General features: G+C 62.7%; 8 protein-coding genes and 1 pseudogene. 5 read left to right on the top strand and 4 right to left on the bottom strand.

What is annotated here, in order from left to right; translation table 11 throughout:
- The first annotated feature begins 171 nt into the window (after positions 1–171).
- From WBQ96_RS20725 to WBQ96_RS20705, 5 genes are all read left to right on the top strand, one after another.
- On the top strand, positions 172–2,178 hold the full coding sequence (locus WBQ96_RS20725) for a CocE/NonD family hydrolase (RefSeq protein ID WP_336553609.1): 2,007 nt from the start codon (positions 172–174) through the stop codon (positions 2,176–2,178).
- Positions 2,179–2,579: 401 nt separating this feature from the next.
- Positions 2,580–4,163, top strand: coding sequence for an ABC transporter substrate-binding protein (locus tag WBQ96_RS20720; RefSeq protein WP_336553607.1), 1,584 nt, complete (start codon positions 2,580–2,582; stop codon positions 4,161–4,163).
- 16 nt (positions 4,164–4,179) lie between these two features.
- Positions 4,180–5,136, top strand: coding sequence for an ABC transporter permease (locus WBQ96_RS20715; protein WP_165120375.1), 957 nt, complete (start codon positions 4,180–4,182; stop codon positions 5,134–5,136).
- A gap of 10 nt (positions 5,137–5,146) precedes the next feature.
- A complete protein-coding gene (locus tag WBQ96_RS20710; RefSeq protein WP_336553605.1) occupies positions 5,147–5,977 on the top strand; it encodes an ABC transporter permease in 831 nt (276 codons plus the stop codon).
- A complete protein-coding gene (locus tag WBQ96_RS20705) occupies positions 5,970–7,625 on the top strand; it encodes an ABC transporter ATP-binding protein (RefSeq protein WP_336553604.1) in 1,656 nt (551 codons plus the stop codon). The genes WBQ96_RS20710 and WBQ96_RS20705 overlap by 8 nt, the downstream gene beginning before the upstream one ends.
- Before the next feature lie 253 nt (positions 7,626–7,878).
- Here the strand turns inward: WBQ96_RS20705 and WBQ96_RS20700 are convergent, their stop codons facing one another.
- The 4 genes and pseudogenes from WBQ96_RS20700 to WBQ96_RS20685 all read right to left on the bottom strand — a co-directional run.
- On the bottom strand, positions 7,879–9,306 hold the full coding sequence (locus WBQ96_RS20700) for a family 16 glycosylhydrolase (RefSeq protein WP_336553602.1): 1,428 nt from the start codon (positions 9,304–9,306) through the stop codon (positions 7,879–7,881).
- Positions 9,307–9,435: 129 nt separating this feature from the next.
- Positions 9,436–10,377, bottom strand: coding sequence for an alpha/beta hydrolase (locus WBQ96_RS20695; RefSeq protein WP_336553600.1), 942 nt, complete (start codon positions 10,375–10,377; stop codon positions 9,436–9,438).
- A gap of 3 nt (positions 10,378–10,380) precedes the next feature.
- Positions 10,381–11,163: a carnitinyl-CoA dehydratase gene (locus WBQ96_RS20690; RefSeq protein ID WP_336553598.1), complete on the bottom strand. Its 783-nt coding sequence runs from the start codon at positions 11,161–11,163 to the stop codon at positions 10,381–10,383.
- 164 nt (positions 11,164–11,327) lie between these two features.
- A pseudogene (locus tag WBQ96_RS20685) lies at positions 11,328–13,544 on the bottom strand (acetate--CoA ligase family protein); the annotation flags it as partial.
- Between the last annotated feature and the right edge of the window lies 1 nt (position 13,545).

Below are 13,545 nucleotides of genomic sequence, written 5' to 3'. Positions count from 1 at the left end.
TTTTATTGGTACTCTAAATAGCACTCATAACAGGTCTTTTCAATTGGTCCTGTCCAACTGGATTCGGACTTCGAATTGGGCCGTTCGCCGCAAAAAGCAATCCGGGCGGCGTTTCTCCGACTTGCTTTTGGCCCCTGTCCGATGCCTCCTGTAGTCATCAGGAGCCTAGGCATGAAAACCATCACCGACTTCCCCCGCACCGTCCTCGAATTTCCCGACATGGCCATCGTCATGCCCGATGGCTGTCGGCTGTCGGCGCGGGTGTGGATGCCGGACGATGCCGACCAGGACCCGGTGCCGGTGATCCTCGAGCACCTGCCCTACCGCAAGCGCGACGGCACCACGGCGCGGGATGCCCTCACCCACCCCTATTTCGCCGGCCACGGCTATGCCTGCATCCGCGTCGACATGCGCGGCAACGGCGATTCCGAAGGGTTGATGGACGACGAATATTCCGAGCAGGAGCTGCAGGATGCGGTGAATGTCATCACCTGGGCAGCAGGCCAGCCCTGGTGCAACGGCAATGTCGGCATGATGGGCATTTCCTGGGGCGGGTTCAATTCGCTCCAGGTCGCAGCCAAGCAGCCGGAGGCGCTGAAGGCGATCATCACGCTCTGCTCCACCGACGACCGCTATGCCGACGACATCCACTACAAGGGCGGCCTGCTGCTCAACGAGAATCTCGGCTGGGGCTCGACCATGCTGTCCTATTCCTCGCGCTCGCCCGACCCTGCGCTGGTCGGCGACAAATGGCGGGATATGTGGCTGGCGCGTCTTGAGAACGAGCCCTTCCTGCCTGCCGATTGGCTCAGGCATCAGCGCCGCGACGCCTATTGGAAGCGCGGCTCGGTCTGCGAGGATTTTTCGAAGATCAAGGCGGCGACACTGGCCGTCGGCGGCTGGGGCGATGCCTACAAGAACGCCGTCGCCCGCATCGTCGAGGGCGTGCAGGCGCCGGCCAAGGGGCTGGTCGGTCCGTGGATCCACAAATATCCGCATTTCGCCGTGCCGAAACCGGCAATTGGCTTCCTGCAGGAGGCACTGCGCTGGTGGGACCATTGGCTGAAAGGCATCGACACCGGCGTCGAGAACGACCCGGCGATGCGGCTCTACGTCATGGACTCGGTGCCGCCGCGCGACTGGTACGAGGAGCGCCCCGGCCGCTGGATCGCCGAGAAGAATTGGCCCTCGCAAGACATCAAGCCGAAACGCCTGCACCTGGCGGCTGACGGCAAGCTCGCCGACACCACCGAAACGCTGGGCGGCGTGAAAGTCGCGACACCGCAGGATTGCGGCATGGCCGGCGGCGAATATTGCGCGATCTGGCTCGGGCCGGAACTGCCCGGCGACCAGCGCGAGGACGACGAGAAATCGGTCTGCTTCGACGGGCCACCGCTGGAAGCCTCGATGGATATCGTCGGCGCCCCGGTCATCCGCCTCAGGCTCGTGGCCGATCACGAACGGGCCATGGTCGCGGTTCGTCTCTGCGACGTTCAGCCGGACGGCTCGTCCACGCGCATCACATACAGCGTGCTGAACCTCACCCACCGCGACAGCCACGAGTTCCCCAAAGCCATGCCGCCCGGCGAGGCGGTGGAGATCACGCTTCAGCTTGACGACATCGCCTACAGCGTCGCCAAGGGCCACCGGCTTCGGGTCGCCGTTTCGTCCACCTACTGGCCGCTGGTCTGGCCTTCGCCCAGGCCCGTTACGCTGACGCTTGAACAAGGTGCGATCGATCTTCCGTTGCGCCCGTCCGGCAGCGGCGATGAGGTCACTTTCGCGGAACCCGAGGGCGCCACGCCCTGGCAGGTTGAAACGCTGCGCAAAAGCGCCAACAGCCGCAAGGTCGATCGCGATCCGGCGACCGGCAAGGTCTCGCTGGTCATCGTCGATGATTTCGGCGAAATCCGCGACAAGGACCACGGCCTGGTGAATGGCGGTGTCGCGCGCGAATGGTGGACCATCGATCCCGCCGATCCACTGTCGGCTTTCGGCAAGACGCACTGGACATCGACCCTGTCGCGAAATGAATGGTCGCTGCGCACCGAGACTTTTTCGGAGATGCGCTCCGACGCGAAAAACTTTTATCTCACCGGCAGGATCGAAGCCTACGAGGGAGACGAACTAGTGTTCGAGCGCGACTTCAAGGAGGAGATTCCGCGCGACCACATTTGACGAATGAAACGCATTGGTCTAAATACGACATTCTATTTGCGTCATTTCATGTCTCGACCGGCATCGTTAGATGCCGGTTCTGCATTCAGTATTTCTGCTGTTCGAAAGAGAAAATCGACGCCCGCCAAACCACCGGACCGGGGAGAAATCGATGTCGAACGATTACGCCTATTCAGGCCTTTTTCCAGTTATCGCCTTCTAGGCCTTCGCTGCGGAGCGGGATATTTCCCGCTCATCGGCCGGGACCGCCGAGAACTGCCGGCGTTGGTCCACCATCACGCATCATTTACGCCACGTCATGTCGCAAACTGCCTTGCGCGCGGCGCGATGTTGCGAGCAATATTCCCTCAACAAGAAATCAAGACCGATAACGGTCACCTAACAGAGTGAGGAACCTCTATATGTCGAATGAACTCGAATTCCTGAGCCATCGTGTAGCCGTCGGCAAATTGAGCCGGCGTGATTTTCTCGGCCGCGCTGCGGCTCTCGGCGTTACCGCCACTTTCGCCAATTCGCTGCTCGGCACAGCCGCCTTCGCCGCTGGCCCGCAGAAGGGCGGCGTCCTCAAGGCCGGCATGGTCGGCGGCGCTGCCACCGACAGCCTCGACCCGGCTTCATGGTCGAGCCAGGTGCCTTATTTCTTCGGCCGGCAGTGGGGCGAGCAGCTCGTCCAGCTTACCGCCGATGGCGAAGTCAAGCCCGCGCTGGCCGAGGAATGGGGCGCATCGGACGATGCCAAGGTCTGGACCTTCAAGATCCGCAAGGGCGTCCAGTTCCACAACGGCAAGGAAATGACCCCTGCCGACGTGCTGGCCACGATGGAGCGCCATTCCGACGAGAAGTCGAAATCGGGCGCGCTGGGCATCATGGGCGGCATCGACACGATCAAGGTCGACGGCCAGAACGTCGTCTTCACGCTCAAGGAAGCCAACGCCGATCTGCCCTACCTGCTCGACGACTACCATCTGATGATCCAGCCCAATGGTGGCAAGGACAAGCCTGACGAAGGCATCGGCACCGGCCCCTACAAGGTCACTGTCAACGAAGCCGGCGTGCGGCTCGGCGGCGAGAAATTCGCCAATTACTGGCGCGACGACCGCGGCTTTGCCGACCAGATCGAGATCATCATCATCAACGACGCCACCGCCCGCACCTCCGCCCTACAGGGCGGCCAGGTCGACATGATCAACCGCGTCGAGCCCAAGATCGTCGAACTCATCAAGCGCGTTCCCGGCGTCACCATCCAGAACGTTGCCGGACGCGGCCACTATGTGTTCATCGCCCACTGCAACACCGCGCCCTTCGACAACAACGATCTCAGGCTGGCGCTGAAATTCGCGCTCGACCGCGAGGAGATGCTGCAGAAGATCCTGATGGGCTACGGCTCGATCGGCAACGACACGCCGATCAACAAGGCCTATCCGCTCTTCACCGAGATCGAGCAGCGCAAGTTCGACCCGGAAAAGGCTGCGTTCCACTACAAGAAGTCCGGCCACTCCGGCACGGTGCTGATGCGCACTTCCGATGTCGCCTTCCCCGGCGCCGTGGACGCAGCCCAGCTTTACCAGCAGAGCGCTGCCAAGGCCGGCATCACCATCGAGGTCAAGCGCGAACCGGGCGACGGCTACTGGTCGGAAGTCTGGAACAAGCAGCCCTTCTCGGCATCCTATTGGGGCGGTCGCCCGACGCAGGACCAGATGTACACCACCGCCTACTATTCCAAGGCCGACTGGAACGACACGCGCTTCATGCGCGAGGATTTCGACAAGCTGCTGTTCCAGGCGCGTTCGGAACTCGACAAGGAAAAGCGCACCGCCATCTACAAGACGATGGGCGAGATGGTGCGCGACGAGGGCGGTGTCATCACCCCGATGTTCAACGACTTCATCGATGCCACCAGCGCCAAGGTCGGAGGGTGGTCGCCCGATGGCAACCAGGAAATGATGGGCGGCTACGCACTGTCCAAGTGCTGGGTCCAGGCCTGAGTTCGGCCTTGCCCAGATGGCTCCCATCCTGAAACTGATAGCCCAGCGCCTGGCGCTGGGCGTGCTGCTGCTTCTGGCCGTTTCGGTCCTGATCTTCGCCGGCACGCAAATCCTGCCCGGCGACGTCGCCCAATCCATCCTCGGCCAATCGGCAACGCCACAGGCGCTTGCAAACCTGCGCGAGGCCATGGGCCTCAACGATCCCGCCTATGTCCGCTATTTCAAATGGCTCGGCGGCGTGCTGACAGGCGATCTCGGCACCGCTTTGTCGAGTGGTCAGGACATCGCGACGTCCATCAAGGGCAGACTTTGGAACACGCTGTTCCTTGCCTTCTGGGCGGCCATAGTCTCGGTGCCGCTGGCCATCATTCTCGGCCTGCTTGCCGTGCGCTATCGCAACGGCTTCGTCGACAAACTCATCTCCGGCCTTGCGCTCGCCTCGACCTCGCTGCCGGAATTCCTCATCGGCTATGTGCTGGTCTTCTTCTTCGCCGTGAAGCTGCAATGGTTCCCCGGTATTTCGACGGTCTATGAAGGCATGCCCTTCGGCCAGCGCATGCAGGCGATCGCCCTGCCCGCGACCGCGCTGACGCTGGTGGTGCTGGCGCATATGATGCGCATGACGCGCGCCGCCATCCTCAACGTCATGCAGTCCGCCTATGTCGAGACCGCCGAACTGAAAGGCTTGTCGGCCTTCAATGTCATACGCAAGCACGCATTTCCCAATGCGATTGCGCCCATCATCAACGTCGTCATGCTGAACCTCGCCTTCCTCATCGTCGGCGTGGTCGTGGTCGAGGTCATCTTCGTCTATCCCGGCATGGGCCAGTATCTGGTCGACCATGTCGCCAAGCGCGACGTGCCGGTGGTGCAGGCGGTGGGCCTGATCTTCGCCGCCGTTTATATCGGCCTCAACATCATCGCGGACATAGCGGCGATCATCGCGAATCCGCGCCTCCGGCATCCGAAGTGAGGGCGCGGTCATGCTTAGTCTGACAAGAATCCCCATTGGCGCCGTGATCGGCCTGATCTTCACGACGCTCTTTCTCCTTACCGCCATCTTCGCGCCGCTCATTGCGCCTTATGGCCTCGGCGAGATCGTCGGCCAGGTCTGGGAGCCATCGTCGGCGAACTTCCTGCTCGGCACCGACAATCTCGGCCGCGACCTGCTCTCGCGCATGATCTACGGCGCAAGGACGACGATCTTCATCGCGGTTCTGGCGACCGCGCTGTCGTTCTCGCTGGGCTCGATCCTGGGCTTCACGGCCGCCGTCGTCGGTGGCTGGTTCGACATGCTCATGTCGCGCTTCGTCGATCTCCTGATGGCGATCCCGACGCTGATCTTCGCGCTCGTCGTGCTCTCGGTCCTGCCCACGAACATCTTCGTGCTGATCATGGTCATGGGCATCCTCGACTCGACCCGCGTCTACCGCCTGTCGCGTGCCGTGGCCGTCGACATCAACGTCATGGATTTCGTCGAGGCGGCAAAGCTGCGCGGCGAAGGCCGCCGCTGGATCATCTTCCGCGAGATCCTGCCCAACGCGCTGTCGCCGCTGGTGTCGGAACTCGGCCTGCGCTTCATCTACTCGGTGTTGCTCCTGTCAGCACTGTCCTTCCTCGGCCTCGGCGTCCAGCCGCCGGCAGCCGACTGGGGCGGCATGGTCAAGGAAAACAAGGACGGCATCGTCTTCGGCATTCCGGCAGCTCTCATACCCGCCGCCGCGATCGCAGCGCTCGCCATCTCCGTCAATCTCGTCGCCGACTGGGTGCTCAACCGCACCACCGATCTCAAGGGAGGCCGCGGCAATGGCTAATCTGGCGACACCGAGTGACAACCTGCTCGACATCCGCAACCTGCGCATCGAGGCCAAGGTCTATCCGCCCGGCGAGGAGCCGAGGAACATTACCCTCGTCCACGACATCTCGCTGACGCTCAAGAAAGGCAAGGTGCTCGGCCTCATCGGCGAATCCGGCGCCGGCAAGTCGACTATCGGCCTGTCATCGCTCGGCTATGGCCGCGGCGGTGTCAGGATCACCGGCGGGCAGGTCTTCATCAACGGCCGCGACATTCTCACCAGCGGCAAGTCCGGCATCCGCAAGCTGCGCGGCCGCGAGGTCTGCTATGTCGCGCAATCGGCGGCGGCTGCCTTCAACCCCGCTCACCGGCTGATGGACCAGGTCGTCGAGGCATCACTCCTGCATGGCACCGGTACACGCGCCCAGGCCGAAAAACGCGCCGTGGCGCTGTTCAAGAAGCTCAGCCTGCCGGACCCCGAAAACATCGGCAAGCGCTTCCCGCATCAGGTCTCCGGCGGCCAGCTGCAGCGCGTCATGACGGCGATGGCGCTGTGTTCGGAACCCGACCTGATCGTCTTCGACGAGCCGACGACCGCGCTCGACGTGACCACGCAGATCGACGTCCTCGCCGCGATCAAGGACGCCATCCGCGATACCGGCGTCGCCGCGCTCTACATCACCCACGACCTCGCCGTGGTAGCGCAGGTATCGGACGAGATCATGGTGCTGCGCCATGGCCGGCTGGTCGAATGGGGCGGCACGCGCCAGATCATCAAGGAACCGCGCCAGGAATACACCAACCAGCTCGTCTCGGTTCATGAGATCACCCATGAGGAACAGAAGCCCGGCACCACGCCGTTCCTCTCGGTGAAAAACGTCACGGCCGCCTATGGCGGCGGCGCGGTGAAGGTGCTGAAGAACGTCTCCGTCGACATCTATCCCGGACAGACGCTCGCCGTCGTCGGCGAATCCGGCTCCGGCAAGTCGACGCTGGCCCGCGCCATAACCGGCCTTCTGCCGCCCATGGAAGGCAACGTCACCTTCGCCGGTCGACCGCTGGCCAATCGCCTCGCCGACCGCACCAAGGACGACTTGCGCCAATTGCAGATGATCTACCAGATGGCCGACGTGGCGATGAACCCGCGCCAGACCGTCGGCACCATAATCGGCCGGCCGCTGGAGTTCTATTTCGGCATGCGCGGCAAGCAGCGCGATGCCCGCGTGACTGAGCTGCTCGACAAGATCGAGATGGGCAAGGGTTTTATCGACCGCTACCCGGCCGAGCTTTCGGGCGGACAGAAACAGCGCGTCTGCATTGCCCGTGCGCTCGCCGCCAAGCCCAAGCTCATCATCTGCGACGAGGTGACCTCGGCGCTCGATCCGCTGGTCGCCCACGGCATCCTCGAGCTCCTTCTCGAACTGCAGAAGGAAGAGGAAGTCGCCTATCTCTTCATCACCCACGATCTCGCAACGGTGAAGTCGATCGCCGATTCCATCGCCGTCATGTATCGCGGCGAGGTCGTCCGCTACGGATCGAAAAGCGAAGTGCTGAAGCCACCCTTCGATGCTTATACGGAACTGCTGCTTTCCTCGGTTCCCGAAATGGAAATCGGCTGGCTCGAAAAGGCGATCAAGGGCCGGCGCATGGAGAGTGCGGGGAATTAGAGCCGCGACTGCTGTGCAAATGGGGGCCTGAGATGGCGGCGCTCCTTCGCGCCCCCCTCTGGCCTGCCGGCCATCTCCCCCTCAGGTGGGGAGATTAGCAGCGTCAGTCGTCCCGCCTGTTCTGCAACGCCGAAGATTGGCGAAAGCCGCAATGAAGGCTGATCTCCCCACCTGCGGGGGAGATGGCCGGCAGGCCAGAGGAGGGCAACGTAGGGCGACAACCCAACCAAATGGATTGTCACTACATCCGAGGCTAAACCAGAAAATCCCCACTCCCCGCCTTTGCCGCGGCCTGCGTCACGCCATCCAGCTCATATGCTTTGATATAATCAATCTGCATCTCGGCCGGCGTCGCCAAGCCATCCGCCGGCGTTCCCGCCACACCGCCGACCGCCAGATTGACCAGCATGTACATCGGCCCGTGCATGTCGCTCGGCGTGTCGGTGCGGGCGATCTCGACATCGTCGAAATACCAGACGATCTCCTCCTCGGTCCATAGCACGCCATAGGTGTGAAAGCCGGACGTATCCGATACGTTGACCGCCGAGGAGACAGAGGTGTGGCTTCCGGTTTCGTTGGTATGCGCCGTCACATGCACCTTGCCGGGTTCCTGCCCGCGCATTTCCACCACATCCAGTTCCGGCGGCCAGGAGCCGTCGGCCGGCAGCAGCCAGAATGCCGGCCACACACCCTGGTTTTCCGGCATGTCGGCACGCATCTCGAAATAGCCGTAGGTCTGCGAGAAGGATTCGTAGGTCGTCAGCAGGCCTGACGTGTAGTCGTAATTGTTGACTTCCGGCTTGATCGCGTCCGGCGTCGGCGCGGCGGTGATGGTGAGAACGCCATTATCGATGCTGAACGGGTTGACCGATTTCGTCGGCGCATAGTCGGTATCAATATACCACTGCTTCTCGCCATTGCCCTCATGGGTGCTGCCATTCTCGGCACCCCACCAGAAATTCGAATCCCACGTACCGCTCTCGCCATTCCACAGGCTGAGCGAATTGAAATCGTCGGAAAACGACAGGCTCATCTCGGACTTGTCGAGACTGAGCTTGAACTGCCCTGCATCGAACTGGTCGATCGTGGTGTTGGCGAAGACGAGGATTTCGTCATTGCCGAGATCGAGCGTCACATTGGCGCCCGTCTGGGTCATGTTCGACTGGATCGCATCGAAGGAAATAAACCCATAGCCGTCCAGCCGCACCTGATCATCAACGCTGAAATCGAGGATCAGGTCGCTGCCATTGCCCTCCGAAATGACAAAAATATCGGCCCCGCCACCACCCTTCAGCACGTCGTTGCCAGCGCCGCCGTCGATGGTCTGGCTGCCGGATGCGCCGCTGATGATGTTGTCGCCATCATTGCCGATCGCCGACCGGCCGTTGCCGGTCACGGTTAGATTCTCGATGTTTTCAGGTAGCCTGTAACTCATCCAGGTGTTGATGGTGTCGACACCTTCACCGGCCTTTTCGAAGGCGCTGTTGCGGGCCGAATAGAGATAATAGATATCGTCGCCCGTTCCGCCCTGCATGCTGACGGTGACCGAACTGTCGCCCCACATCGAATCGTTGAGCGCACTGCCGGCAAGCTGCGGGCCGGAATTCGTTGCCGAGAAATGGTTGACCGAGGAGCCGCTGTAAGGGAGGGGGACGCCCTTGGCGTTCAATACAGTGTTCATCGTCGCTTCCTGCTTCCTGGATTTGTCCTCCCGAAGTCAGGCTAGCATCCGAACCATGACGGCGCGACCGGCCATCGTTAACGTTGTGCTAAATTAGGTTTATCAAAAGTTATTTGAGACCATAGAATTTTATGCAAACGCCCACTCACGCCGGCCAAGCATCGCCACCGCATCGATGATCCGCGTGAAGCTGGCGCGGGCGCGACCAACCGTATGGCGGGCGCGCAGATAGCCGTGCACCAGTCCCGGCTCTTCATGCGAGAAGGCCTTGCCGCCCGCCGCGATCACCCGCGCGGCATAGGCCTGCCCGTCGCTCGAAAGTGGATCGCATTCGGCGGTAACGATCACAGTCGGCGGCAGATTTGAGAAATCGGCGTCAGCCAGCGGCGTGTAGGTGACGTCGCCCGAAACGTCGGCGCCGCCAGTGCGGATATCCTTGTAGAAGACGAGGTCGCGCATCGTCAGCATCGGCGCTTCGGCGTGGGTCACATAGGAACCCTTGGATTGGTCGCCACCCAGGCCCGGATAGATCAGCACCTGCCCGATGGGCCGTCTCTCATGGCCGCGCGTGGCGTGGCTTACGGCAGCAGCGAGATTGCCACCGGCAGAATCGCCGCAAAGCAGGATCGGCTGCGTATAGCTTTTGGCCGCCCATTCGAACGCAGCAAGAGCATCGTCGAACGCCGCCGGATGAAGATGCTCCGGCGCGAGGCGATAATCGACCGACACGACCTCGTAGCCTGTGCGCGCGCAAAGCTCGGCGCAGACATCGTCATGGCTGTCGAGCCCGCCGAGGATGAACCCGCCGCCGTGGTAATAGACGATGACGGCCTTGGGGTCGCCCGAAGCGCGATAGATGCGGACCGGGATTTCATGCAACGGCGCGGCAACCGAGTGATTCTCAGCCTTTATGCCCTCTGGATAGCCGGCAAAGAATTCGCGGCACATGCGGTCGTAGATCGCGCGCTGCTGCTCGATCGTATAGTCGATCGTGTCGGGCGGATAATAGGAATTGGTCCGCTCGATGAAGGCCCAGGTCTCGCTGTCGATCAGTTTTGCATAGTCGGTCACGTGTTACTTGCCCTTCCAGACTGGGTCGCGCTTTTCGGCAAAGGCCTTGAAGCCTTCCATATTGTCTTCCGAGGCATAGAGGTCATCGACCGTGCGGAACTTGCGCTTGGTGATCCAGTTCATGGCGTCCTGAAACTCCATCGCCTCGGCCCGCCGTGCAACCTCCTTGATCGAGGCAAAGACCAGCGGCGGCCCGCCGGCGAGCAACCGGGCGACTTCCCAGACACGATCCTCGAGCTTGTCAGCAGGCAGCACCTCGTTGACCAACCCCCAGCGATGCGCCTCCTGCACATCCATCCAGCGGCCGGTGAGCAGAAGGTCCATGGCGACATGATAGGGAATGCGCTTGGGCAGCTTGATCGTCGCCGCGTCGGCCAGCGTGCCGGCCTTGATCTCCGGCAGGGCGAAGGAGGAATGGTCGGAGGCGTAGATGAGATCACAGGACAGCGCCAGCTCGAAACCACCGCCCACCGCCATGCCGTTTACGCAGGCGATCACCGGCTTGTTCATGTCGCGCAGTTCCTGCAACCCACCGAAACCGCCGACGCCATAGTCGCCATCGACCGCATCCCCGCCGGCCGCGGCCTTGAGATCCCAGCCAGCAGAGAAGAACTTTTCTCCGGCAGTCTTGACGATGGCGACGCGCAATTCGGGGTCATCGCGGAACGCACGAAAGGTCTCGCCAAGCCGGCGCGAGGTGGCCAGGTCGATGGCGTTGGCCTTGGGCCGATCGAGCGTGACTTCGAACACTCCACCCTCGCGACGGGTTTTTACGACGTCGGACATGATTACTCTCCTGCGCTGACTGCCCCCTCCCCCTTGAGGGGAGGGTGGCTGGACAAAGTCCGTTCGGGTGAGGTCGCCGCGGCAGTGCGCGACGGCGTGGCAGTGTCTTCTGAGGTAACCCCCTCCGGCCGCTGCGCGGCCACCTCCCCCTCAAGGGGGGAGGATAGGACGAGCAGCGCATCGGCAATCCACGCGCGCTTGCCCTCGCCGCAGACGATAAGAGGGTTGATATCGAGTTCCTCGATTGCGCCGGCCTGCCCAAGCACAAAATCCGAGATTGCAAGGATCGCATCGATAGCAGCCGAAATATCGGCCTTGGGCCGGCCGCGATAACCGTCGAGCAGCGGGAACATCTTCAGGCCGCGCAGCGCAGCCTCAACCTCGGCGCGCGAAGCGGGCAACAGCAGCGTGGCGCTGTCCTTCAAAAGCTCGACCAGAACACCGCCCGTGCCGACCGTCATCACCGGGCCGAAGAGTTCATCTCGGGTAACGCCGACGATCAATTCGGCGACCCCGCCCTCGACCATGCGCTCGACATAGAGGCCGGTTCCAAGCGGAAGCAGCGCCTCGGCGGCGCGGCGGACATCGTCGGCGGATTTGAGGTTGAGCCTGACCGCGCCAAGCTCGCTCTTGTGGGCAACGCCCAGCGCCTTCAGGACGACCGCGAAGCCGAGTTTTTCGGCAGCTTCAATCGCCTCGGCAACTGCGGCTGCGCGCACGCCTTGCGGAACGGCAAGACCGGCCTTGCGCAGCAGTGCTTTGGCCTCTGCCTCGTCGGGGGTGTTCCCCTCCCCCTTGAGGGGGTGAGGAACGGTTCGCGAAGCGGACGAAAAGCCAACGATTTGGCTTTTCGAGTGACGAACGCCCGGAGCCATAGCGGAGGGCCGGGCCCCGCCGGGTGGGGTCGCCGATGAAGCGCGCGACCTAGTGGCGGTGCCTTCTGAGGCTACCCCCTCCGTCCGCTTCGCGGACACCTCCCCCTCAAGGGGGGAGGAACGCCGCCAGGCCTCGCCGATAAACGCAGCCGCCTCAGCCGCATCCATCGCCTCGACGATGCCTTGCAACGGCACGATACCACGCCGGAACAGTTCGGTGGCGTGCGCCTCGGTCAGGTTCTCGAGCATCGAAGCAACGACCGCGCCGCGCGCGCCATTGGTCTTCAACGCGGCCTCGAAGGCCCGCACCGTCGGCCACCAGTCTGCGTCCGAGCAACGGTCGTTGCGCGGGAAATCCAGCACCAGCAGGTTGAGGTCGAAACCGCCCGACACCATGGCGGCGAAGGTCGCCGTCATCGCCGGCTCATCGTTCCAGATGAAGGTGTGATAGTCGAGCGGGTTGGCCACCGCGACGAAGGAGCCAAGCGTCGATTTCACACGCGCCCAATGCTCTTCGCTCAACGCCGGGAAACGAACCTTGCGGCCCTCGGCGCTGTCGGCCATCACCGACGCCTCGCCGCCCGAACAGCTCATGGATGACAGCGTGCCGCCCGCAAGCGGCCCGAATGCGTGCAGCAGCTTCAGCGTCTCGAGGAAGGACGGGATCGAATTGACCCGTGCAATGCCGAGGCGTTTCAGGAAGGCGTCGGACGCAGCGTCCGATCCCGCGAGCGAGGCCGTATGCGAAATAGTCGCCGCCCGTGCCTGTTCAGAACGCCCGACCTTCATCGCCACGATCGGCTTGTTCAGTTCCCGCGCCCGCGTAGCGAGACGCTCGAAGCCGTCGACCTTGTCGAAGCCTTCGATATGCAGGCCGAGGCAGGAGACGCGCTCATCCTCGATCAGGCCGAGCGCCATTTCGGACAGGCCCGTCTGCGCCTGGTTGCCCGCTGTCATCAGGAAGGCGATCGGCAGGCCGCGCTGCTGCATGGTCAGGTTGCAGGCGATGTTGGACGACTGCGTGATGATCGCAGCACCCCGGGTGCCCGGCTCCAGACGCTGCCCGCCATGCTGGTCCGGCCACAGAAGCGCGCCGTCGGCATAGTTGATCAGGCCATAACAGTTCGGCCCGATGACGGGCATGGTACCTGCTGCCTCGATCAGTTCGGCCTGAAGCCGCTCGCCATCTTCATCGTCGGCGCCTGCCTCGAGAAAACCGGCGGCAAAGCAGATCGCACCGCCTGCGCCGAGCTGCGCAAGCTCGCGCACGATGTCGATGGTGGCGAAGCGGTTGACGCCGATGAACACCGCATCCGGCGCACCCGGCAGGTCGCTGACAGAGCGATAGGCCTTGACCCCCGCGACCTCATCCCGCTTCGGATGGACAGGCCAGACGTCACCGGCAAAGCCCATCTTGAGCGACTGCTTCACGACATTGGGGGCGAATGCGCCGCCGCCGATCACGGCGATGGATTTGGGGCGAAGGAGACGTTCGAGACGCAGCATG

Origin of the sequence: Mesorhizobium sp. CCNWLY176 (genome assembly GCF_037153935.1) — a bacterium.
GTDB lineage: Bacteria > Pseudomonadota > Alphaproteobacteria > Rhizobiales > Rhizobiaceae > Mesorhizobium_M > Mesorhizobium_M zhangyense.
Note: the sequence above shows the minus strand (reverse complement) of the source record. Positions and strands in the feature narration are given on the sequence as shown.